The organism is Umezawaea endophytica, assembly GCF_025061645.1.
Classification (GTDB): domain Bacteria; phylum Actinomycetota; class Actinomycetes; order Mycobacteriales; family Pseudonocardiaceae; genus Umezawaea; species Umezawaea endophytica.
In genome coordinates this window covers 320,460-346,949 of the sequence record NZ_JANYMP010000009.1, presented here as the reverse complement: position 1 = coordinate 346,949, position 26,490 = coordinate 320,460, and the positions used below count along the sequence as shown (strand labels likewise).

General features: G+C 72.9%; 2 protein-coding genes (1 of these 2 cut by a window edge). Both read right to left on the bottom strand.

Annotated elements, in window-relative coordinates; all coding sequences use genetic code 11:
• A protein-coding gene (locus NZH93_RS21020) for an SDR family NAD(P)-dependent oxidoreductase (RefSeq protein ID WP_308214219.1) crosses the window boundary here: on the bottom strand, positions 1 to 6,760 show its beginning. It extends 8,216 nt beyond the left edge of the window; the window shows 6,760 of its 14,976 coding nt (coding positions 1–6,760); the start codon lies at positions 6,758 to 6,760; the stop codon falls past the left edge of the window.
• A complete protein-coding gene (locus tag NZH93_RS21015) occupies positions 6,757 to 26,490 on the bottom strand; it encodes a type I polyketide synthase (protein WP_259624852.1) in 19,734 nt (6,577 codons plus the stop codon). The genes NZH93_RS21020 and NZH93_RS21015 overlap by 4 nt, the downstream gene beginning before the upstream one ends.

The window sequence follows — 26,490 nt, the reverse complement described above, 5'->3', positions numbered from 1 at the left end:
GGGCGACTTCCAGGGCGAACAGCGCGGGCTGCGTGACGGCGGTCTGGTCGAGCGCGTCGGCGTCGGTGCCGAACACGACGTCCCGCAGGGGGAGGTCGAACTGGGCGCGGACCTCGTCGAACGCGCGGGCGAACACCGGCACCGAGTCGTACAGCTCGCGGCCCATGCCGAGCCGCTGGGAACCCTGGCCGGTGAACAGGAACGCGGTCTTGCCGGTCGTGGTGGTCGACTCGCCGCGGCCGAGAGCGGCCAGGTCCCGGAGGACCTGTTCGCGGTCGTGGGCGACGACGACGGCGCGGTGCTCGTGGGTCGAGCGGGTGAGCAGCGAGTGGCCGACGTCCAGGAGGTCCAACTCCGGGTGGGCCTCCACGTGGGCGGCGAGCGCGAGTGCCTGGCCGCGCAGGGCGGCGGACGTGCGGCCGGAGAGGACCAGCGGACGGGGGAAGTCCTCGGCCTCGGTCTTCGCGACGAACTGGGAAGGAGCAGAACTTCCGAAGCCGCTGTTCGCGGCTTCGGGCTGCTCGATGATCACGTGGGCGTTGGTGCCGCTGATGCCGAACGACGAGACGCCCGCGCGGCGGGGGCGGTCGACCGTGGGCCACGGGCGGGCCTCGGTGGTCAGCTCGACCGAACCGGCGGTCCAGTCGACCTCGGACGTGGGCGCGTCTACGTGCAGCGTCTTCGGGACCACCCCGTGGCGCATGGCCTCGATGACCTTGATGATGCCCGCGACACCCGCGGCGGCCTGGGAGTGGCCGATGTTGGACTTGATGGACCCCAGGAGCAGCGGCTCCGAGCGGTCCTGGCCGTAGGTGGCGAGGAGGGCCTGCGCCTCGATCGGGTCACCGAGCTTCGTGCCGGTTCCATGCGCCTCGACCAGGTCGACGTCCGAGGTGGACAGACGAGCGCTCGCGAGCGCCTGCTGGATCACCTTGCGCTGGGCCGGGCCGTTCGGGGCGGTCAGGCCGTTGGAGGCGCCGTCCTGGTTGATGGCGCTGCCGCGCACGATGGCGAGCACCGGGTGGCCGTTGCGCTCGGCGTCGGACAGCCGCTCGACGAGCAGCATGCCCGCGCCCTCGGACCAGCCCGTGCCGTCCGCCGCGCCGGCGAAGGACTTGCAGCGGCCGTCGATCGCGAGACCCCGCTGGCGGGAGAAGCCGACGAACGTGGCCGGGGTCGCCATCACCGTGACGCCGCCCGCGAGGGCGAGCGAGCACTCGCCGTTGCGCAGCGCCTGCACCGCGAGGTGCAGCGCCACCAACGAGGACGAGCACGCGGTGTCGACCGTGACGGCCGGGCCTTCCAGGCCGAACGTGTAGGACACGCGGCCGGACGCGAGGCTGCCGCCGGTGCCCAGGTAGCCCTCGACCTCGTCGGTGCCGCGCTCCACCACGGAGGAGTAGTCGTGGTACATGATCCCGGCGAACACGCCGGTCCGGCTGCCGCGCACCGACGTCGGGTCGACGCCCGCGCGTTCGAAGGCCTCCCACGTGGTTTCCAGCAGCAGGCGGTGCTGCGGGTCGAGCGCGATGGCCTCCTTCGGGCTGATGCCGAAGAACGCCGGGTCGAACTCGGCGGCGTCGTGCAGGAAACCGCCGTCGCGGACGTAGCTGGTGCCGGGGTGGTCGGGGTCGGCGTCGTACAGGTTCGCCAGGTCCCAGCCGCGGTTGGTCGGGAAGCCGGTGACCGCGTCCCCGCCTTCGGCAACCAGGTTCCACAGGTCCTCGGGGGTGGAGATCCCGCCGGGGTAGCGGCAGGCCATGCCGACGATGGCGATCGGCTCGTCGTCGGCGAGGACGACGGTCTCGGTGGAGGTCGGCGTGGCCGCTCCCCCGCCGAGTTCGGCGCGCAGGTGCTCGGCGAGCGCGGCGGGCGTCGGGTAGTCGAAGACCAGCGTGGCGGGCAGGCGGAGGCCGGTGTGGCCGTTGAGGCGGTTGCGCAGCTCGACCGCGGTGAGCGAGTCGAAGCCCAGTTCCTTGAACGCCAGACCCGGTTCCACGTCGTCGCCGGAGCCGTAGCCGAGGACCTCGGCGACGTGGTGGCGGACGATGGAGACCAGCTCGGCGCCGGAGACACCGGTCAGCGCCGAGGCGACCGGGACCGGAGCGGTGCGGGCGGAACGGCGGGTCGGCCGGACCAGACCGCGCAGCAGCGGCGAGACGACCGGCTGTCCACTGAGGACGGCCGTGTCCAGGTGCGCGGGCACCTGCACCGGCAGGTCCGAGGCGAACGCCGCGTCGAACAGCGCGAGGCCCTCGTCCTGGGTCAGCGGGCGAACGCCCATGCGGGTCATGCGGTCGACGGTGGTGTCGGTCAGGGTCGCGCCCATGCCACCGGTCCCGGCCCACAGGCCCCAGGCGAGGGAGAGGCCGTGCTGGCCGTTCGCGCGGCGGACGTGCGCCAGGTTGTCCAGCACCGCGTTGGCGGCGGCGTAGTTGGCCTGGCCCGCGTTGCCGAAAGTGGTCGCGGAGGAGGAGAAGAGGATGAACGCCTTCAGGTCGTGGGTCAGCTCGTGCAGGTTGAGAGCGCCGTCGACCTTGGGCCGCAGGACGGTGGTGATCTGCTCGGGGGTCAGGGCGTCGATCACGCCGTCGTCCAGGACGCCCGCGGTGTGCACCACGGCGGACACCGGGTGTTCGGCCAGCAGTGCGGCGAGGGCGTCGCGGTCGGCGGCGTCGCACGCGGCGACGGTCACCGTGGAGCCCAAGGCTTCCAACTCCGCCTTGAGGTCGACCGCGCCGGGCGCGTCCAGGCCGCGGCGGGAGGTGAGCAGGAGGCCGCGGACGCCGTACTTGGTGACGAGGTGCTTGGCGAAGACGGCGCCGAGGCCGCCGGTGCCGCCGGTGATGAGCACGGTGCCGTCCAGCGCCGGGGCGTCAACGTGAGCGTCGGAGCTGCGGGCCAGCCGGGCGACTCGGACCACGCCGTCGCGCAGGCTGATCCACGGTTCGCCGGTGGCGAGGGCTGCGGGCAGGACCTTCTCGGAAGCGGCGGAGCCGTCGGTGTCGAGCAGGAGGAACCGGTCGGGGTGCTCGGTCTGCGCGGAGCGGACCAAGCCCTGGACGGCGCTGCCCGCGTGGTCGGCGCCGGTCGTGGCGAAGACCAGGCGTGACGCGGTGAAGCGCTCGTCGGCCAGCCACGCGCACACCAGGCGCAGCGCCGTCTGCACGGCCTCGTGCACCTCGGCCGCTCCACCGGTCCCGGCGGTGAGGCGGACCAGGACGGCGTCGGCGGGCTCGATGGTGGAGAGGTCGGCGTCCAGGGTCGTCTCGACGATCCGGGTGGACGCGTCGGCGACCGGCAGGACCGTCCAGTCGACGTGGAACAGGGACTCGGTGAACCGGGCGGCTTCGCGAACCTCGCGCAGCACCAGCGAGCCGATGGAGGCGACGGGAGCGCCGGTGGTGTCGGCGACCTGGAGCGAGACGCCGTCGGCACCGGTCGGGGCCAGGCGAACGCGCACGTCGGAGGCGCCCACGGCGTGCAGGGCGACATCGCGCCACGCGAACGGGAGACGGGCCTGGTCGCCGGAACCGACCGCGCCGAGCGCGTGCAGCGTGGCGTCGAGGAGGGCCGGGTGGATGCCGAACCCGGTGACGTCGTCGGCGACGGTGATGTCGGCGAACACCTCGTCACCGCGCTGCCACACGGCCCGCGCGCCCTGGAACACCGGGCCGTAGGCGAGGCCGACGGAGGCGAGGTTGTCGTAGAGGGCGTCGATCGCGACCGGCTGCGCACCCGCGGGCGGCCACTCGGAGAGGTCGAACGTCGTCGCGGGCGCGGTCGGCAGCAGGGTGCCGGTGGCGTGCCGGGTCCACGGGCCGTCGAGTCGCGAGTGGACGGTCAGGGCGCGGCGGCCGGAGTCGTCCGGGCCGCTGACGCCGACCTGCACCTGCACGCCGCCGTGCTCGGGCACGACCAGCGGCGCTTCGAGGGTGAGTTCTTCGAGGAGGTCGCAGCCGACCTGGTCGGCGGCGTGGACCGCCAGCTCGACGAACGCGGTGCCGGGCAGCAGGACCGTGCCGGAGACGGTGTGATCGGCGAGCCAGGCGTGCGTGGTCAGCGAGAGGTGACCGCTGAGGACCAGGCCGTCGGAGTCGGCGAGCGAGAGCGTGGAGCCGAGCAGCGGGTGGTCGGAGGCGCCGAGCCGGACGCCGCCGGGGACGACGTCGAGCCAGAAGCGGTCGCGCTGGAACGCGTAGGTGGGCAGGGCGATCCTCGTCCCGCCGCCGAAGTACGCGGTCCAGTCGATGGCGACACCGCTGACGTGCAGCGCACCGATCGCGGTGGCGACGGACTCGACCTCGGAGCGGTCCTTGCGCAGCAACGGGGTCACGGGGACCTCGGCCATCGCGGCCAGGACGCCGTCCGGGCCCAGCTCCAGGAACTTGGTGACACCGCGCTGTTCGAGGGTCTGGACGGCCTCGTGGAAGCGGACGGTGTTCCGGACGTGCGCGACCCAGTACTCCGGGTTGGTCACGTCGCCGAGCAGCTCGATCCGGGGCTGCCGGAAGGTCAGGGTGGTGACGACGGCGCGGAAGTCGTCGAGCATCGGGTCCATCAACGGCGAGTGGAACGCGTGGGACACCGCGAGGCGCTTGGACTTCCGGTCGCCGAACTTCGCGACGACCTGCGCGACAGCGGTTTCCTCGCCCGCGAGCACGATGGCCCGCGGGCCGTTGATCGCCGCAATGGAAACGTTGTTATCAAGATGCGGGAGGACCTCGTCCTCGGTGGCCTGGAGGGCGACCATCGCGCCACCGGCCGGGAGCGCCTGCATCAGCTTCGCGCGGGCGTTGACCAGCTTGGCGGCGTCTTCCAGCGACAGCACGCCCGCGACGTGAGCCGCGGCGATCTCGCCGATCGAGTGACCCGCGAGGTGGTCGGCGCGGATGCCCCACGACTCGACCAGGCGGTAGAGCGCCACTTCCAGGGCGAAGATCGCGGGCTGGGTGAACTCGGTGCGGTCCAGCTCGTCCTGGGTGTCGCGCACGTCGACCAGCGCGGCGACCTCGTCGAACGCCTTGGCGAACACCGGGTAGGCCGCGTGCAGCTCACGACCCATGCCCGCGCGCTGCGAGCCCTGACCGGTGAACAGGAACGCGAGACCGGACTCCTTGGCCACGCCGGGGTTCAGCAAGTCGAGCCCGCGCACCACGTCGGCCAGCTCCGTGCCGACGATGGCCGCGCGGTGGGTGTGCGCGGTGCGGGTGGTCGCCAGGGACCAGGCCAGGTCACGCGGGTTGGTGTCGGGGTGCGCGGCCAGGTGCTCGCTCAGCTTGGCCGCCTGGGCGCGGAGGGCCTGCTCGGTCTTGCCCGACAGCACGAACGGAACCGCGACCGGGGTCGACGCCACTGCCTCGACCGGCTCGGCGATCGGCGCCTGCTCGATGATCGTGTGGGCGTTCGTGCCGGAGATGCCGAACGACGAGATGCCCGCGCGGCGCAAACGTTCGCCTGCGGGCCAGTCACGGGCTTCGGTCAGCAGCTCGATGTTGCCGTCGGCCCAGTCGACGTGCGGCGAGCGCACGTCGGCGTGCAGGGTCTTGGGCAGGACGCCGTGGCGCAGCGCCATGACCATCTTGATGATGCCCGCGACACCGGCCGCGGCCTGGGTGTGGCCGATGTTGGACTTCAGGGACCCCAGCCACAGCGGCTCCGAACGGTCCTGGCCGTACGTGGCCAACAGCGCCTGGGCCTCGATCGGGTCACCCAGCGAGGTACCGGTGCCGTGCGCCTCCACCACGTCGACGTCCGAAGTGGACAACCCGGCGGACGCGAGTGCCTGCTTGATGACCCGCTGCTGCGACGGGCCGTTCGGGGCGGTCAGGCCGCTCGAAGCGCCGTCCTGGTTGATCGCGCTGCCGCGCACGACGGCCAGGACCTCGTGGCCGAGCCGCTGCGCGTCGGAGAGGCGCTCCAGCAGGAGCATCCCGACGCCCTCGCCCCAGCCGGTGCCGTCGGCGTCGGCGGAGAACGCCTTGCAGCGGCCGTCGGACGCCAACGCGCCCTGGCGGGCGAAGTCGATGAACGTGCCGGGCGTGGACATGACCGCGACACCACCGGCGAGCGCCATCTCGCACTCGCCGAGCCGCAGGGCCTGCACGGCCCAGTGCAGCGCGACCAGCGACGAGGAGCACGCCGTGTCGATGGTGACCGCGGGCCCTTCGAGGCCGAGCGTGTAGGAGACGCGGCCGGACGCGATGCTGCCCGCGCTGCCGTTGCCGAGGTAACCCTCGACGCCCTCCGGCGGCGCGATCTCGCGGGCGGCGTAGTCGTGGTACATCAGGCCGGCGAACACACCGGTCCGGCTGCCCTTGAGCGTCGACGGGTCGATGCCCGCCCGCTCGAACGCCTCGTAGGACGTCTCCAGCAGCAGGCGCTGCTGGGGGTCCATCGCCAGGGCCTCGCGGGGCGAGATGCCGAAGAACGCCGGGTCGAACTTGCTGACGTCGTAGAGGAAACCGCCCTCCAGGGGGATGTCCTCGACCTGCCAGCCGCGGTCGGTCGGGAACCCGGAGATCGCGTCACGGCCGTTCGCCACGAGGTCCCACAGGTCCTCGGGGGTGGCGACCCCACCGGGGAAGCGGCAGCTCATCGCGACGATCGCGATGGGCTCGGTGGCCTTGTCCTCGACGTCGCGGAGCTGCTTGCGCGCGTCCCGCAGGTCGGCGGTGGCCCGCTTCAGGTAGGCGAGGTACTTGTCCTCGTTCGCCACGTGATCATCTCCTCTGGCGTTGGCGGCGGTCACGTGGCTCACGACAGCTCGTTGTCGAGCAGGTCGAACAACTCGTCCGCGGTGGCGGAGCCGAGGTCGTCGTCCTGCGGCGCCCCGGCGTCCAGCGCGGCGAGCAGGTCGCGCAGCCGAGCCGCGATCACCTGCTTCTCCGCCTCGTCCGGTGCGGCCGTGCCCAGTGCGGCGGCCAGTCGGTCCAGTTCGGTGTGCACACCGGAGGTGCTCGCCGCGTCCTCGATCGGCGCGATCGTGCCGAGGTGCTGGGCGAGCGCCGTCGGTGACGGGTAGTCGAAGATCAGCGTGGCGGGCAGGCGCAGGCCCGTCGCCGCGGTGATCTGGTTGCGGAACTCCACCGCCGTGAGGGAGTCGAAGCCGAGTTCCAGGAAGCCGCGGCCGGGTTCGACGGCGGTGTGCGACTCGTAGCCGAGCACCGTGGCCGCGTGCTGCCGGACCAGGTCGAGGATCGCGCGGTCGCGGTCCACTCCGGACAGTCCGGCGAGCCTGGCGGACAACGACACCTCGGCCACGGCGGCTTCGGCGGCGCGGCGGACCGGCGCCTTCACCAGGCCCCGCAGCAGCGGGGCGAGGGTTCCGGCGGCGGCCTGTGAGCGCAGGACCGCGTGGTCCAGGTTGATCGGCACCAGTCCGGCGAGGTCGTGGCCGAGCGCGATGTCGAACAGCTCCAGGCCCTCGCTGGGCTTGAGCGGGGCGACACCGGCCCGTGCCATGCGCTGGACGTCGGCCTCGGTGAGGTCCGCGCCCATGCCGTCCTCGGTCACCCACAGGCCCCACGCGACCGAGGTCGCGGGCAGGCCGGTCGCCCTGCGGCGCTGGGCCAGCGCGTCCAGGTAGGCGTTGGCCGCGGCGTAGTTGCCCTGGCCCGCCGCCCCGAAGACGCCGCCGGTGGAGGAGAAGAGGACGAACGCGGCCAGGTCCAGGTCGCGGGTCAGCTCGTGCAGGGTGGTCGCCGCGTCGACCTTCGGCCGCAGCACGCGGTCGATCTGGTCGGCGGTCAGCGAGGTGATCGTGGCGTCGTCCAGCACACCGGCGGTGTGCACGACGGCGGTCAGCGGGTGCTCGGCGGGAACACCGGCCAGCAGCGCGGTCACGGCGTCGCGGTCGGCGACGTCGCAGGCGACGAAGTCGACCGAGGCCCCGCGGGCGACGAGCCGGTCGCGCAGGTCCGCCGCGCCGGGAGCGGCGAGGCCGCGCCTGCTGGTGAGGACGAGGTTCCGGATGCCGTGCTCCACCACCAGGTGCTCGGCGACCAGGCCGCCGAGGGTGCCGGTGGCGCCCGTGACCAGCACGGTGCCGTTGACGTCCAGCGCCGCCGGGTCGACGGCCAGTCCGGCTCTGGCGAGCCGGGGCGCGAACGCGGTCCCGTCGCGCAGTGCCAACTCCGGCTCACCGGCGGCGAGCGCGGCGGTCAGCGCCAGGTACGACCTGTCCTCCTCGTCCAGGTCCACGAGCACGAACCGGCCGGGGTTCTCGGCCTGGGCCGAGCGGACCAGGCCGCGGGCGGCGGCGTTGGCGAGGTCGAGCACGTCGTCGTCGGCCCCGACGGCGACCGCGTTGCGGGTGACCAGCACCAGGTGGCGGTCGTCGTTGGCGGTGTCGGCGAGCCAGGTGCGGAGCAGGTCGAGCACGCCGGTCGTGGCCGAGCGGACCGAGGTGTCCTGGGTGGCGACGAAGGACGCGAACACCACGTCGGCGTTCTCCCCCACCAGTTTCACCCCGGCGGACTCGAGACCCGCGCCCACCTTCAGCTCGTCCTCGCCGAGCACCGCGTAGGTGACGCCGGTGGGCGGCGTGCCGGGCGTGACCGAGGTCCACTCGACCCGGTACAGCGACTCGACGTGGGTCGGAGCGCCCGCGAGCTGGTCGGCCGAGATGGCCCGCAGCGCGAGGGACTCCACCGACGCCACCGGGGCTCCGGTGGCGTCGGCGAGCTGGATCGCCACCGACTCGCCCGTCGCGGAGAGCTTGACCCGCAACGACTTCGCGCCGGTCGAGTACAGCCGGACCCCGCTCCAGGCGAACGGCAGGAGGCCGTCACCGGAGGCCAGGCCGCCCGCGCCGATGGCGTGCAGCGCGGAGTCGAGCAGCGCCGGGTGGACGCCGTACTCGCTCGTGTCGGTGTCAGTCGGGAGAGCAACCTCGGCGTAGACATCGTCACCGAGCTTCCAGGCCCCTTGGAGCCCCTGGAACAGCGGCCCGTAGCCGAATCCGGCGACCGCGAAGCCGTCGTAGACACCGTCCACGTCGATCTTCTCGGCACCCGTCGGCGGCCACTGCGCCAGGTCGAAGGAAGGAACGTCCGACTCCACCAGCGAACCGGTGGCGTGCCGCGTCCACAGCTCGTCGCCCGTCCTGCTGTGCAGGGCGAACGGGCGGGCGCCGGACGCGTCGGGAGCGCCGACCACGGCCTGGAGCTGGACGGAGCCGGTCTTCGGCAGGACCAGCGGCGACTGGAGGGTCAACTCGTCGATAGCGCCGCAGCCGACCTGGTCACCGGCCCGGAGGGCGAGTTCCACGAAGGCCGTGCCGGGCAGCAGGACCACGTCGTGGACCTCGTGCTCGGCCAGCCACGGGTGGGTCTCCAGGGAGAGCCTGCCGGTGAACAGGAAGCCGTCCGCGTCGGCCAGCGGCACGGCGGCGCCGAGCAGCGGGTGGTCGGCGGAGGACAACCCGGCCGAGGAGACGTCGACCATCGTGGCCGCGTCCTCCAGCCAGTACCGCGACGTCTGGAACGCGTAGGTGGGCAGCTCGACCTGGCGCGTGGCGCGACCGGCGAAGAAGGCCCGCCAGTCGACGTCGACGCCGTGGACGTGCAGCTCGCTCAGCGCGGTGGTCAGCGCGGCGACCTCGGCCCGGTCCTTGCGCAGCACCGGAACGGCGGTCACGTCGGCTTCGGCGGCCATCGCCGTGAGGACACCGTCGGGGCCGACCTCCAGGAACGTGGAGACACCCAGGCGGGTCAGCTCGGTCAGCGAGTCGGCGAAGCGGACCGCGTCGCGGACGTGCCGGACCCAGTACTCCGGGTCGGTCACGTCACCCAGCATCGGGACGCGCGGCGTGGAGTAGGTCAGGCTTTCGGCGACCGTGCGGAACTCGTCCAGCATCGGGTCCATCAGCGGCGAGTGGAACGCGTGGGACACCTTGAGGCGCTTGGTCTTGAAGCCCCGCGTCGACAGCTCGCCTGCGACCGCGAGGACAGCGTCCTCGTCACCGGCGATGACCACCGAGCGCGGCCCGTTGATCGCGGCGATCGAAACGCCGTCGGTCAGCAGCGGCAGGACGTCCGACTCGGCCGCGCGGATGGAGATCATCAGGCCGCCGGTCGGCAGGGCCTGCATGAGGCGACCGCGAGCGCCGACCAGCGTGGTGGCGTCGTCCAGCGAGAGCACACCCGCAACGTGGGCTGCGGCGAGTTCGCCGATGGAGTGGCCCGCCAGGTAGTCGGCGTGCACGCCCCAGGCCTCCAGGAGCCGGTACAGCGCGACCTCGACGGCGAACAGCGCGGGCTGCGTCAGGCCGGTCTGGTCGAGGGCGTCGGCGTCGTCGCCGAACACCGTCTCGCAGACCGGGGCGTCGAACTTCTCGCACACCTCGTCGAACGCCTTGGCGTACACCGGGAAGGCCTCGTGCAGCTCGCGGCCCATGCCGAGCCGCTGCGAACCCTGGCCGGTGAACAGGAAGGCCGTCTTGCCGGAACCCTCCGTGCCACCGGAGATCGCGTCGAACGCGGCCAGCTTGCCCAGCAGTTCGGTGCGGGACTCGGCCACGAACGCCGCGCGGTGCTCCAGTGCGGCGCGGTGGGTGGCGAGCGTGCCCGCCGCCTCGACCAGGTCCAACTCCGGGTGCGCCGCGAGGTGGGCGTGGAGCTGAACGGCCTGCGCCTTCAGCGCTTCCTCGCCGCGAGCCGACAGCAGCACCGGGACGACCTGTTCGGTGATCGTCGGTTCTGCCACCGTGACGGCTTCCGGCGCCTGCTCGATGATCGTGTGGGCGTTGGTGCCCGAGATGCCGAACGACGAGATCGCCGCTCGACGCGGGCGGCCCGTCGACGGCCACTCGCGCGCCTCGGTCAGCAGTTCGACCTCGCCCGCGCTCCAGTCGATGTGCGGGGACGGGGCGTCGACGTTGAGCGTCTTCGGCAGCACGCCGTACCGCATGGCCTGCACCATCTTGATGACACCCGCGACACCCGCGGCGGCCTGCGTATGGCCGATGTTGGACTTGATCGAGCCGAGCCACAGCGGCTCGTCGCCCGCGCGCTCCTGACCGTAGGTGGCCAGCAGGGCCTGGGCCTCGATCGGGTCGCCGAGGGTGGTGCCGGTGCCGTGCGCCTCGACCACGTCGATCTGGTCGGCACCGAGGCGGGCGTTCGCGAGGGCCTGCTTGATGACCCGCTGCTGCGACGGCCCGTTCGGGGCGGTCAGGCCGTTCGACGCGCCGTCCTGGTTGACCGCCGTGCCGCGCACGATGGCGAGCACCGGGTGACCGTTGCGGCGCGCGTCGGACAGCCGCTCGACGAGCAGCAGGCCGACGCCCTCGCCCCACGCCGTGCCGTCGGCACCGGCCGCGAACGACTTGATCCGGCCGTCCTCGGCGAGGCCGCGCTGACGGCTGAAGGAGGTGAACGTGCCGGGCGAAGGCATCACCGTGACACCACCGGCCAGCGCCAGGTCGCACTCACCCGAGCGCAGTGCCTGGACCGCGAGGTGCAGCGCCACCAACGAGGACGAGCACGCGGTGTCGACCGTGACGGCCGGGCCTTCGAGCCCGAACGTGTAGGCGACGCGGCCGGAGATGACGCTGGCGGAGTTGCCGGTGCCGACGAAACCCTCGACCTCCTCCGGGATCAGCGTGAGCCGGGAGGCGTAGTCGTAGTACATGACGCCCGCGAACACACCGGTCTTGCTGCCGCGAACGGACGTCGGGTCGATGCCCGCGCGCTCGAACGTCTCCCACGAGGTCTCCAGCAGCAGGCGCTGCTGCGGGTCGGTGGCGAGCGCCTCGCGCGGCCCCATGCCGAAGAACGCCGGGTCGAACTGCGCGGCGTCGTGCAGGAAGCCGCCTTCGCGGGCGTAGGTCGTGCCGGGGGTCTCGGGGTTGGAGTCGAAGAGGTTCTCCAGGTCCCAGCCGCGGTCGGTCGGGAACGGCGAGATGCCGTCGTTCCCCGCGACCACCAGGTCCCAGAGCTGTTCGGGGGTGCGGATGCCACCGGGGTAGCGGCAGGACATCGACACGATGGCGATCGGCTCGTCGTCGGCGACCTTCGCCGCGCGGACCTCCGCGGCCGGTGCCTCGACCGCGCCGAACAGCTCCTCGACCAGGTGGTCGGCCAGCGCTCCGGCGTTCGGGTAGTCGAAGACCAGCGTGGCGGGCAGGCGCATCCCCGTGACGGCGTTGAGGCCGTTGCGGAGTTCGACCGCGGTGAGCGAGTCGAAACCCAGTTCCTTGAACGCGCGCCCGGCGTGGACGGCGTCCGGCGAGTCGTAGCCGAGGACGGCGGCGACCTGCGTGCGGACCAGGTCCAGCACCGCGCGGTGCCGCTCCGGGCCGACCAGGTCGGCCAGGCCGAGGCGGGACGCGGTGTCGGCGGCGCGGACCGCCCTGCGGGCCGGGCGGACCAGGCCGTGCAGGATCGACGGGATCACCGGGTGGGTGCGCAGGACCGCCAGGTCCAGGTGCACCGGCACCAGGTGGGCCTCACCGCTGAGCAGCGCGGCGTCGAACAGGGCCAGACCGTCCACGGCGGACAGCGTGCCGATGCCACCGCGGGCGGCGCGGTCGGAGTCGGTGCCCATGCCGGTGTCGGTCTGCCACAGGCCCCACGCCAGCGAGGTGGCGGCGAGGCCCTGTGCGCGGCGGTGGTGCGCCAGACCGTCCAGGTAGGCGTTGGCGGCGGCGTAGTTCGACTGGCCCGCCGTGCCGTAGGTGCCGGACAGCGAGGAGAACAGGACGAACATCTCCACGTCGCCGACCAGCTCGTGCAGGTGGCGGGCGGCGTCGGCCTTCGGCGAGGCGACGGCGGCGATCCTGTCCGGGGTCTGCGCCTCGAACGTGCCGTCGTCCAGCACACCGGCGGTGTGCACGACACCGGTCAGCGGGCGCTCGGCCGGGATCCCGGCGAGCAGCCGCTCCAGTGCGTCGCGGTCGGACACGTCGCACGCGGCGAACGTGGCCACGGCGCCGAGTCCGGCGAGTTCGGTGGCCAGTTCAGTGGTGCCGGGGGCGTCCTCGCCGCGCCTGCTGACCAGCAGCAGGTTCGTGACGTCGTACTGGGTCACCAGGTGCTTGGCGACCAGGCCGCCGAGCGCCCCGGTGGCGCCGGTGATCAGTACCGTGCCGGTCGGGTCGAGCGCGGGCGCTGCCCCCACGGCCGGAGCCACGCGCCCCAGACGCGGCGCGCGGGCCTCGCCGTCGCGGAGTGCCAGTTGAGGGGCCCCCGGAACCAGCGCGTGGGACAGCACACCGTGAGAAGCCTCCTGACCGTCGAGGTCGAGCAGCGCGAACCGCTCGGGGTGCTCGGTCTGCGCCGAGCGGATGAGGCCCCAGATCCCGGCCGCGGCCAGGTCCGTGACGTCCTCGCCCGCCGTCGACACGGCACCCCTGGTGACGAACGCCAGCGTCGACTCGGCGAACCGGTCGTCGGCGAGCCAGGTCTGGGCGAGGGTGAGTGCTTCCGACGCGTCGGCCGGGGACACCAGTACCGCGTCCGGCACGTCGACGAGGGCGGCGAGGTCGCCGTCCAGCTCGGTGAACGACACCGTCGCGTCGGTGGTGGGAACGGTGACCCAGTCGACCTTGAACAGCGAGTCGGTGGTGGACTTGACCGCGACCTGGTCGGCCGAGACCTGGCGCAGCACCAGCGACTCGACCCGTGCGACCGGAGCACCGGTCAGGTCGGCCACGTCGAGGGTGATGCCGTCGTGCTTGCCGCGCGACAGCCTCACCCGCAGGGCGTTGGCGCCTACCGCGGTCAGGGAAACGTCGGTCCAGGCGAACGGGATGCGCACCACGTCGGTGTCGGGCAGCAGACCGCCGAGACCAGCGGCGTGCAGGGCGGAGTCCAGCAGCGCCGGGTGGATGCCGAAGCCCTTGGCGTCGGCCACCTCCACCTCGACGAACACCTCGTCGTCGCGCACCCAGGCGGACTTGAGGCCCTGGAACGCCGGGCCGTAGCCGTAGCCCGACTCGGCCAGCGCGTCGTAGAAACCGGTGAGGTCGACGGCCTCCGCGTTCGCGGGCGGCCATTCGGTCAGGCCGTTCCGGACACCCGTGCCGGTGGCGAGGGAACCGCTGGCGTGCCGGGTCCACGGGCCGTCGGCGACGCTGGAGTGCACCTGGAGCGCGCGGCGGCCGTTGTCCTCGGCGGCGACCGTGAGCTGGAGCGCCACGTCACCGTGCTCCGGGATGGCGAGCGGGGCTTCGAGGGTCAGCTCTTCGAGGAGGTCGAGGCCGACCTGCTCCCCCGCGTGCAGCGCCAGCTCCACGAACGCGGTGCCGGGCACCAGGATCGAGCCGAGGACGACGTGGTCCGCCAGCCACGGCTGCGCGGCGGTCGACAGGCGACCGGTCAGGACCAAGCCATCACCGTCGGCCAGCGACAGGGCCGCGCCGAGCATCGGGTGGTCGACGTCCCGCAGACCGATCGCGGACACGTCGGCCCAGCCCTGCGCGGGCTGCGGCCAGAAGCGCTCGCGCTGGAACGCGTAGGTGGGCAGCTCGACCCAGCGGGCACCGGAACCGGCGAAGTACGCGGTCCAGTCGACCCGGTTGCCGAGTGCGTGCAACGAACCCAGCGCGCGAACCAGGGTCGCGGCCTCGGGGCGGTCGGCGCGGAGCGCGGGGACCAGCACGGCGTCGGTGACGCTGTCCGCGCCCATCGCCGTGAGGACCGCGTCCGGGCCCAACTCCAGGAACGTGCCGGCACCACGGGATTCGAGGGTCGTGACGGTGTCGGCGAACCGGACCGCTTCGCGGACGTGGGCGACCCAGTACTCCGGGTCCGTGACGTCGCCCAGCATCGCGATCGTCGGCTCGGTGAACGCCAGCTTCGAGACCACGGCGCGGAACTCGTCCAGCATCGGGTCCATCAGCGGCGAGTGGAACGCGTGCGACACGGTGAGGCGCTTGGACTTCCGGTCGGCGAACTGGGCGATGACCTGGGCGACAGCGGTTTCGTCTCCCGCGACGACCACGGAGTTCGGTCCGTTGATCGCGGCAATGGAAACGTTGTTATCGAGATGCGGGAGCACCTCTTCTTCGGCGGCCTGGAGGGCGACCATCGCGCCACCGGCCGGGAGGGCCTGCATGAGCCTGCCGCGGGTCTCGACCAGCTTCGCGGCGTCCTCCAGGGTGAGGACACCGGCCACGTGGGCGGCGGCGATCTCGCCGATGGAGTGGCCGCCGACGAAGTCGGGGCGGACGCCGAACGACTCGACCAGGCGGTACAGCGCCACTTCCAGCGCGAACAGCGCGGGCTGCGTCGTGCCGGTGTGGGTGAGGATCTCGGCGTCGTTGATCGGCCGCTCGAAGTGGGCGCACACGGCGTCGTAGGCGTCGGCGAACACGGGGAACGCGGCGTACAGCTCGCGGCCCATGCCGAGCCGCTGGGAGCCCTGACCGGTGAACAGGATGGCGAGTCGACCTTCGGCGGCGGTGCCGCGGACCAGCGAGGCGTCCTGGTCGCCGCGAACCAGTGCGGTCAGACCGCGGACGAGGTCGTCCTGGTCCCCGACGACGACCGCGCCGTGCTCCAGGTGGGCGCGAGTGGTCGCGGCGGAGAACGCCGTGTCGGTCAGGTCGGCGGTGGTGTGGTCCAGGTGGTCGAGCAGGCGTTCGGCCTGGTCCACCAGGGCTTCCGGCGTCTTCGCCGACAAAACCAGCGGCAAAACCGGTAGAGCACTGCGACCCGACTCGACCTCTTCGGCGACTGGCGCCTGCTCGATGATCGTGTGGGCGTTGGTGCCGCTAATGCCGAACGACGACACCGCCGCGCGACGCGGGCGACCGGTCGTGGGCCACTCACGGGCCTCGGTCAGCAGTTCGACCGCGCCGGACGTCCAGTCGACCTTCGGGGACGGCTCGTCGACGTGCAGCGTCTTGGGGGCGACGCCGTGGCGGATCGCCATGACCATCTTGATGATGCCGCCGACACCGGCCGCCGACTGGGCGTGGCCGATGTTGGACTTGAGTGATCCCAGCAGCAGCGGGGTTTCGCGGTCCTGGCCGTAGGTCGCGAGCACGGCCTGCGCCTCGATCGGGTCGCCGAGCTTCGTGCCGGTGCCGTGCGCCTCGACCACGTCGACGTCCGAAGTGGACAGTCCGGCGTTGGCGAGCGCCTGGCGGATCACGCGCTGCTGCGACGGGCCGTTCGGGGCGGTGAGGCCGTTCGAGGCACCGTCCTGGTTCACGGCCGAGCCGCGCACGACCGCCAACACCTGGTGGCCGTTGCGCTGCGCGTCGGAGAGGCGCTCCACCAGGAGCATGCCGACGCCCTCGCCCCAGCCGGTGCCGTCGGCCGACGCCGCGAACGCCTTGCAGCGGCCGTCGGTCGCGAGACCGCGCTGGCGGGAGAACTCGACGAACGTGCCGGGCGTGGACATGATCGTCACGCCGCCCGCCAGCGCCATCGTGCACTCACCGCTGCGCAGCGCCTGGGCGGCGAGGTGCAGTGCGACCAGCGAGGACGAGCAGGCCGTGTCGACCGTGACGGCCGGGCCCTCGAGGCCGAAGGTGTAGGACACCCGGCCGGAGGCGACGCTGGTGATGTTGCCGGTGCCGAGGTAGCCCTCGACGTTGTCGCCGCCCGCGACCAGCAGGGCGGAGTAGTCCTGGTTCGCGGTGCCCGCGAACACGCCGATCTGCTCGCCGCGCAACGAGGTCGGGTCGAGACCGGCCCGCTCGAAGACCTCCCACGAGGTCTCCAGCAGCAGCCGCTGCTGCGGGTCCATGGCGAGGGCTTCACGGGGCGAGATGCCGAAGAACGCCGGGTCGAACTGGCTGATCCCCTTCAGGAACCCGCCTTCCACGACGTAGGACGAGCCCTGGCTGTCCGGGTCGGCGTCGAACAGCGCGTCGGCGTCCCAACCGCGATCGCTCGGGAACGGCGAGATCGCGTCGCGACCCTCGGCGACGAGCTGCCACAACTGCTCCGGCGACGAGACGCCACCGGGGAAGCGGCAGGACATCGCGACGATCGCGATCGGCTCGTCGTCCAGCGGGGTGTTGGCGGTGGTGGTGTCCAGGGCCGCGCCCGCGCCGCCGAACTGGCTGTCGAGGTGCTCGGCGAGCACGGCGGGCGTCGGGTAGTCGAAGACCAGCGTCGCGGGCAGCGACAGGCCGGTCTCGGCGGTCAGCTTGTTGCGCAGCTCCACGGCGGTGAGCGAGTCGAAGCCCAGCTCGCGGAACGGTCGGGTGCTGGTGATGTCGTCACCGGAGGCGTAACCGCAGACGATCGCGGCCTGCGCCCGGACCAGGTCGAGCAGCGCGCGGGACCGGTCCCGCGCCGACAGCGCGGAGAACCTGGACGCGCTGGGCGCGTCCTGCGTCGGAGCGGCTTCCAGTGCCGCGCGGACCTCGGGGAGGTCGCTGATCAGCGGGCTGGGGCGCAGCGTGGTGAAGACCGGGGCGAACAGCGACCAGTCGATGTCGGCGACCGCGACGGCGGTGTCGTCGAAGCGGATCGCCTGGCGCAGCGCGGTGAGCGCGGCGTCGGGGTTCATCGCGGTGACACCGCGGCGGCGCAACTGCTCCCCCGCGTCACCGGTGGCCATGCCCGCTTCGGCCCACGCGCCCCAGGCCACCGACAGCGCGGTGAGGCCACGGGCGCGGCGGGACTCGGCGAGGGCGTCCAGGTAGGCGTTCGCGGCGGCGTAGGCGGACTGGCCGCCGCTGCCCCACGTGCCCGCGATCGAGGAGAACAGGACGAACGCGTCGACCTCGCCGACCAGCTCGTCCAGGTTCCGCGCGCCGTCGACCTTCGGGGCCAGCAGCGCGGCGAAGTCGGCCGGGTCGTACTCGGACAGCGGGGTGAACTGCTCGGCGCCCGCGGCGTGGATGACGGCGTTCGGCGGGAACTCCGCGACCAGCGCGGCCACGGCGTCGCGGTCGGCGACGTCGCAGGCGGCCAGCGTCACGCGGACGCCCGTCGCCTCGAGGGAGGCGGCCAGTTCGGTGGCGCCGGGCGCGGTGGCGCCGCGGCGTGAGGTGAGGACCAGGTGCTCCGCGCCTGCCTCCGCCAGCCAGTGGGCGACCCGCGCGCCAAGTGCGCCGGTGCCCCCGGTGACGAGCACGGTCCCACGCGGTGCGAAGCCCCCTACAGCCTCAGCGGTCCGCCCGTGCGCCAGGCGGCGGGCGAAGACACCCGAACCGCGCAGAGCGACCTGGTCCTCGGTTCCGGCGAGCACGGCGGCGACCCGCTCGTACCCGCGCTGGTCCAGCGTCTCGGGGAGGTCGATCAGACCGCCCCAGCGGTCGGGGTGCTCCAGCCCCGCGACCAGTCCCAGGCCCCAGATCGTGGCCTGGTCGGGGTGGTCGACCACGTCGGCGCGGCCGGTCGTGACCGCGCCACGGGTCGTGCACCACAGCGGCGCCGAGATCCCGGCGTCGCCAAGGGCTTGCACGAGCGCAAGCACCTCGGCGACGTCCGTGCAGGTGGAGAGCACCCCATCGACCTCGCCGACGGCCTCCACCCGCTCAACCAGAGCCGCGCGGTCCGCCGAGGCGGCGACGCGGACGATCTCGACACCCGGCAGTGCCAGGTCTTCGGCGCCGACCAGCAGCCAGCGGCCGGACGCGGTGGCCGCGACGGGCGTCGTGTGCCGCCACTCGACCCGGTAGCGCCAGCCCTCCACAGTGGACTCGCCACGGCGTTCGCGGCGCCACTGCGCCAACGCGGGCAGGACGGTGCCGACGGTCTCGCTCCCCAGCGACAGCGAGGTGGCCAGCGACTCCAGGTCCTCGCGCTCGACGGCGTCCCAGAACTCGGCCTCGACCTCGTCCACCTCGGCGGTGATCGCCGGGCGCTCCAGCCAGTACTGCTCGTGCTGGAACGCGTAGGTGGGCAGGTCGACCCGGCGGGCGCCGGTGCCCGCGAAGAACGCGGTCCAGTCGACCTTGACGCCGCGGGCGTGCAGCGTGGCGAGCGCCGTGACGATCGACCGGGCTTCCGGGCGGTCCTTGCGCAGGCCCGCGACCAGGGCCGCGTCCTCGACGCTGTCGGCGGCCATCGCGGTGAGCACGCCGTCGGGGCCCAACTCCAGGAAAGTCTTGACGCCCTGGGCTTCGAGGGTGGTGACGGTGTCGGCGAACCGGACGGTGCCGCGCACGTGGCGGACCCAGTACTCCGGGTCGGTCACGTCGCCGAGCACGGCGATCTTGGGGTCGGTGAAGGTCAGGGTTCCCACGACGGCGCGGAAGTCGTCCAGCATCGGGTCCATCAGCGGCGAGTGGAACGCGTGCGACACGGTCAGGCGCTTGGACTTCCGATCGAGGAAGTGCGCGACGACCTGCTGCACGGCGACCTCGGTGCCCGCGACGACGACCGAGTTCGGCCCGTTCACCGCAGCAATCGAAACGTCGTTACCGATGAGCGGCAGCACCTCGGACTCGGTGGCCTGGATCGCGACCATCGCGCCACCGGTCGGCAGTGCCTGCATCAGGCGACCACGCGCGGAGACCAGCGTGGCGGCGTCCTCGAGGGAGAGGACACCCGCCACGTGGGCGGCGGCGATCTCGCCGATGGAGTGGCCGCCGACGGCGTCCGGCTTGACGCCCCACGACTCGACCAGCCGGTACAGCGCCACTTCCAGGGCGAACAGGGCGGGCTGCGCGTTGCCGGTCCGGTTCAGCGCGTCGGAGTCGATGCCGAAGACGATCTCGGCGACCGGCACGTCCAGCACGGCGCACACGTCGTCGAACGCCTTGGCGAACACCGGGTAGGAGTTGTACAGCTCGCGGCCCATGCCGAGCCGCTGGGAACCCTGGCCGGTGAACAGGATGGCGGTCTTGCCCTGCACCACGGTGTCCCGCACCGCCAGTGCCTTCAGGCCGGACAGCAGGTCGTCGGTGTCGGTGGCGACCACGACGGCCCGGTGCTCCAGGTGGGCGCGGGTCGTGGCGGCGGAGAACGCGAGGTCGGTCAGGTCGACGGAGTCCGCGATCGACTCCAGGTTCGACGCCTGGCCCAGCAGGGCGTCCGCGCTCTTGGCCGACAACACCACCGGCGTGACCGGCAGCGAAACACGCTCAAGAGCCACGCCGACAAACCGGGAAGGATCAGAACTTCTGAAGCCGCTATTCGCGGCTTCAGGCGCCTGCTCAATGATCGTGTGGGCGTTCGTGCCACCGATGCCGAACGAGGAAACGCCCGCGCGGCGCGGGTGGCCGGTGGTCGGCCAGTCGATCTGCTCGGTGATCAGCTCGACGTCACCGGCGGTCCAGTCGACCTGCGGGGTCGGCGCGTCGGTGTGCAGCGTGCGGGGCAGGACGCCGTGGCGCATGGCCAGCACCATCTTGATGATGCCCGCGACACCCGCGGCGGCCTGCGTGTGGCCCAGGTTGGACTTCAGAGCGCCCAGCAGCAGCGGGCGCTCGCGGTCCTGGCCGTAGGTGGCCAGCAGCGCCTGCGCCTCGATCGGGTCGCCCAGCTTCGTGCCGGTGCCGTGACCCTCGACCACGTCGACGTCCTGAGTGGACAGTCCGGCGTCGGCCAAGGCGGCCTTGATGACCCGCTGCTGCGAGGGCCCGTTCGGGGCGGTCAGGCCGTTCGACGCGCCGTCCTGGTTCACCGCGGAGCCGCGCACCAGCGCGAGGACCTGGTGACCGTTGCGCTGGGCGTCGGACAGCCGCTCGACGAGCAGCAGGCCGATGCCCTCGGACCAGGTCGCGCCGTCGGCCGCGGCGGCGAACGGCTTGCAGCGGCCGTTGGGGGCCATGCCGCCCTGGCTGGCGAAGTCGACGAACGTGCCGGGCGTCGCCATGACGGCGACACCACCGACCAGCGCCAGGTCGCACTCGCCGCTGCGCAGCGACTGCGTGGCCACGTGCAGCGCGACCAGCGAGGAGGAGCAGGCCGTGTCGATCGTGACGGCCGGGCCCTCCAGGCCGAAGGTGTAGGAGACGCGGCCGGACGCGACGCTGCCGGAGTTGCCGGTGCCCAGGTAGCCGGACACCTCCTCCGGGATCGTGGTCAGGCCGTTGACGTAGTCGTGGTACATCAGGCCGGTGAAGACGCCGGTCCGGCTGCCGCGCAGCGTGGCGGGGTCGAGGCCCGCGCGCTCGAACGTCTCGTAGGAGACCTCCAGCAGTAGGCGCTGCTGCGGGTCCATCGCGACGGCTTCGCGGGGCGTGATGCCGAAGAACGCGGAGTCGAACGAGCTGGCGTTGTGCAGGAACCCGGCCTCGGTCGAGTCCAGCGCCTGGCGCAGCAGGTCCAGGTCCCAGCCGCGGTCGGTGGGGAACGGCGAGATCGCGTCCACGCCGTCCGTCATGACCTGCCACAGGTCTTCCGGCGAGGCGATGCCGCCGGGGAAGCGGCACGCCATCGACACGATGGCCAGCGGCTCGTCGGTGTTCTTGCGGGCGGCGGGCTTCGCGGCGACCTCGGCGGCGGGCACGGTGCCGAGCAGCTCGCCGCAGAGGAAGTCGGTGAGGACGGCGGAGGTCGGGTAGTCGAACACCAGCGTCGCGGGCAGCCGGAGACCGGTCGCGGCGGAGAGCTGGTTGCGGAACTCGACGGCGGTCAGCGAGTCGAAGCCGAGTTCCTTGAAGGCCCGGCTCGCGTCCACTTCGGACCCCGAGCCGTAGCCGAGCACCGCGGCCACGTAGGCGCGGACGATCTCCAGGACCTCGGGCAGCCGCTCGTCCTCGGGCAGCGCGGCCAACCGGCCCGCGAGCCCCGCCACGGCGGCCTCGTCGGCGGCGGTCGCCTTGCGGCGGGTGGTGGTGCGGACGAGTCCGCGCCAGAGGCGGGGCACGGAACCGTCGGAGGCCTTGAGGGCGCTCAACGTGACGCGGACCGGCAGCAGCAGGTCGTCGCCGGTGGTGAGGGCGGCGTCGAACAGCGCCAGGCCCTCGGCGTCGGTCAGCGCGCTGAAACCGCCGCGCGACAACCGTTCCTGGCCGCCGGAGCCCATCGCGCCGGACATCCCGCTCGCGCGCTCCCACAGGCCCCAGGCCAGCGACACCGCGGGCAGGCCGGTGGCGCGGCGGTGGGCGGTGAGGGCGTCGAGGAACGCGTTCGCGGCGGCGTAGTTGCCCTGACCGGGCGACCCGAGCACACCGGCCGCGGAGGAGAAGGAGACGAACAGCGCGAGGTCGTCGTCGGCGGTGAGGTCGTGCAGGTGCCAGGCGGCGTCGACCTTGGGCCGCAGCACGGCGTCGAGGCGTTCCGGCGTCAGGGAGGCGAGGACGCCGTCGTCCAGCACACCGGCCGCGTGCACGACGCCCGCGATCCGGTGCTCGGCCCGGATGTCGGCCAGCACGGCGGCCAGCGCGTCGCGGTCGGCGGCGTCGCAGGCCACGATCCGGGCGTCGGCGCCGAGAGCGGCCAGTTCGTCCAGCAGCGCGGGCGCGCCGTCGGCGTCGGGGCCCCGGCGGGAGGTCAGGACCAGGGTCCGCACGCCGTGGGCGGTGACGAGGTGCTTGGCGAGCAGCGCGCCCAGTCCCCCGGTGCCGCCGGTGACGAGCACGGCGCCGTCGACGACCGGGGCGTCACCCGCCGAGACCGCCTTGGCCAGGCGCGGCGCGAGGACGACGCCGTCGCGGATGGCGACCTCGGACTCGTCGGCGGCGAGCGCGATGCTCAGCGCCGACTCCGACGACGGCAGGCCGTCGGTGTCGACCAGCAGGATCCGGCCGGGGTTCTCCGACTGCGCGGAGCGGATGAGGCCGCGGGCCGCCGCGGCGGCGAGGTCGAGCACGTCCTCACCGGCCGTGGCGACGGCGTTCGTGGTGACGAGGACCAGGCGCTCCTCGTGGTCACCGCCCAGCCACTCCTGCACGAGCTGGAGCGTGGAGTGCGCGGTGGAGTGGACCGAGTCGACGTCGTTGGTGCCGCGCACCGGGATGACGACGGCGGGGGCCTCGGAGTCGGCGCCCTCGGTGACCGGGGTCCAGGTGAGCTTGAACAGCGAGTCGGAGGTGGTGGAGCGGACGGCGCTGAGCTGGTCGGTCGAGATCGCCCGCAGCACCAGCGATTCCACGGACGCGACCGGCTGACCGGCGCCGTCGGCGACGAGCAGCGAGACCGCGTCGGTGCCGGCGCGGGTGATCCGGACGCGCAGCGCGGTCGCGCCGGCGGCCTGCAACTCGACGCCGCTCCAGGAGAACGGCAGCCACGGGCCGTCGGCCGAGCTGAGGAACTCGCCGTGCGCGATGGCGTGCAGCGAGGCGTCCAGCAGCGCGGGGTGCAGGCCGAAGCCGTCGACGTCCGTGCCCTCGGGCAGCGCGGCCTCGGCGTAGACGGCGTCACCGTCGCGCCACACCGCGCGCAGGCCCTGGAACACCGGGCCGTAGTGCAGGCCACCGGCCGCGAGGGCGTCGTAGAGGCCGTCCAACGCGACGGGCTCGGCGTCCTTCGGCGGCCAGGTTGTCAAGTCACCCTGATCGCCGAGCGAAGTCGGCGCGAGGGTGCCGGTCGCGTGCCGGACCCAGGCGCCCTCGTCCTGGCGGGCGGAGACGGTGAACGAGCGGCGGCCCGCCGAGTCGGCCTCGGCCACGGCGACCTGGAGCTGCACGGCGCCGTGCTCGGGCAGCACCAGCGGCGCCTGCACGGTCAGCTCGTCCAGCAGCGCGCAGCCGACGTGGTCGGCCGCGCGGATGGCGAGGTCGACGAAGGCGGTGCCGGGCACGAACACCAGGCCGGACACGACGTGGTCGCCGAGCCACGGGTGGGTGCCGACCGACACGCGGCCGGTGAACACGACACCGCCGTCGTCGGACAGGTCGACGACCGCGCCGAGCAGCGGGTGGTCCGCCTCGCCCAGCCCGGCGGCCGTGACGTCGACGACGGACGAGGCGCCGCCGATCAGCCAGTAGCGGCGGTGCTGGAACGCGTAGGTGGGCAGTTCGACCGAGCGGGCGCCGGACCCGGCGAACACCGGGGTCCAGTCGACGGCCAGGCCGCGGACGTGCGCCTCGGCCAACGAGGTGAGGAAGCGGCGCTGGCCGCCGTGGTCACGGCGCAGCGAGCCGAGGGCGAGGCCGGTGGCGTCGGCGTTGTCGAGCATGTCCTGCACCGGCATGGTGAGCACCGGGTGCGGGCTGACCTCCACGAACGCGCGAAAGCCCTGGCCGATCATGGTTTCCACCGTCGGGCCGAACACGACCGTGCCGCGGGCGTTGCCGTACCAGTACTCGGCGTTCAGCTCGCCGCCGTCGACCAGCTCGCCGGTGACGGAGGAGAACATGGGGATCGTGGTGGCGCGCGGGGTGATCGGGGCGAGCGCGGCCAGCACCTCGTCCCGGATGATCTCGACGACCGGCGAGTGCGAGGCGTAGTCGACGCGGATGCGCCGGGCGCGCACACCCTCCGCCTCCAGCTCGGCGACCAGGCGGTCGAGCACCTCGGGCTCGCCGGAGAGCGTGACGGAGCGCGGGCCGTTGATCGTCGCGATCGTCACGCCCGCCACGTCGGCGATCCTCTCGCGCAGGGTGTCGAGCGGGAGGCCGACCGAGGCCATGCCGCTCTTGCCCGCCAGCGCGATGAGCGCCTTGCCGCGCAGGGCGACGACGAGCGCGGCGTCCTCCAGAGAGAGCGCGCCCGCGACGCACGCGGCGGCGATCTCGCCCTGCGAGTGGCCGATGACGGCGTCGGGCTTGATCCCGTACGACTGCCACAGCGCCGCGAGGGAGACCATGACCGAGAACAGCGCGGGCTGGACGACGTCGACGCGGTCCAGGCTCGCGGCGCCCTCCTCGGCGCGCAGCACGGCGGTCAGCGACCAGTCGACGTGCGCGGACAGCGCCTGCTCGCACTCGGCGATCCGGGCGGCGAACACCGGCGAGGCGTCCAGCAGGTCACCGGCCATGCCGACCCACTGCGAACCCTGGCCGGGGAACACGAAGGCGGTCTTGCCGCGCACGTCGGAGGCGCCGCGCACGAGGTCCGTGACGGGGCCGTCCTCGGCGAACGCGCGCAGGCCCGCGACCAGTTCGGCGCGGTCCTCGCCGACCAGCACGGCGGCGTGGTCGAAGCGGGAACGCTTGGTGGCCAACGAGTACGCCACGTCGGTCAGGTCGACGTCGCCGTCGATCAGCGCGACGAGCCGCGCGGCCTGGGCCCGCAGGGCGTCGGGGGTCTTCGCCGACAGCAGCAGCGGAACGGCGGGGAGCGACACCCGCTCGGTCTCGTCAACGCTGTCGGGCGCCTGCTCCAGGATCGTGTGGGCGTTGGTGCCGGAAATGCCGAACGACGACACGGCGGCACGGCGCGGGCGGTCGACCGAGGGCCACGGCGTGGTCTCGGTGACCAGCTCGACGGCTCCGGAGGCCCAGTCGACGTGCGGGGTGGGGTTGTCGGCGTGCAGCGTCTTCGGGACGACGCCGTTGCGGATCGCCATGACCATCTTGATGACACCGGCGACACCGGCTGCGGCCTGGGCGTGACCGATGTTGGACTTGAACGAGCCCAGCAGCAGCGGGGTCTCGCGGTCCTGGCCGTACGCGGCGAGCAGGGCCTGCGCCTCGATCGGGTCGCCGAGCTTCGTGCCGGTGCCGTGCGCCTCGACCGCGTCCACATCGGACGGTGAGAGCTTGCCGGACGCCAGCGCCTGCGCGATGACGCGCTCCTGGGCGAGACCGTTGGGGGCGCTCAGACCGTTGGACGCGCCGTCCTGGTTGATGGCGGAGCCGCGGACGATCGCGAGGACCTGGTGGCCGTTGCGGCGGGCGTCGGACAGCTTCTCGACGGCCAGCATGCCGACGCCCTCGGCCCAGCCGGTGCCGTCCGCGTCGGCGGAGAACGCCTTGCAACGGCCGTCGGTGGACAGGCCGCGCTGGCGGGAGAACTCGACGAACATGCCGGGGGTCGCCATGACCGCGACACCGCCCGCGAGCGCGAGCGTGCACTCGCCGGAGCGCAGCGCCTGGATCGCCCAGTGCAGCGCGACCAGCGAGGAGGAGCACGCGGTGTCGATCGTGACGGCGGGCCCTTCCAGGCCCAGGGTGTAGGAGATGCGGCCGGAGGCGACGCTGGTCGCGTTGCCGGTGAGCAGGTAGCCCTCGACGCCGTCCTCGGCGTCGGCGGTCTCGGCCGCGTTGCCGTACTGGTACTGGGCCGCGCCGACGAACACGCCGGTCCGGCTACCACGCAGGGTGTGCGGGTCGATGCCCGCGTGCTCCAGCGTCTCCCAGGACGCCTCCAGCAGCACGCGCTGCTGCGGGTCCATGGCCAGCGCCTCGCGGGGGCTGATGCCGAAGAAGTTGGCGTCGAACTCGGCGGCGTCGTGCAGGAAGCCGCCGTCGGCCACGTACGCGCTGCCCGCGGCCTCGGGGTCGTCGTCCAGGTTCAGCTCCCAGCCGCGGTCGCCCGGCATGCCGCCGATGGCGTCACCGCCGGACTCCACGAACCGCCACAGCTCGTCGGGGGACGACACACCGCCGGGAAAACGACAGCCCATGCCGACGATCGCGATGGGCTCCTGGCCCTCGCGGTCGAGCTCACGCAGCTTCCGCTTCGCGTCGTCGAGCTCGCTCGTCACCTTTCGCAGGTAGGCGAGGACCTTGTCTTCGTTGGCCAT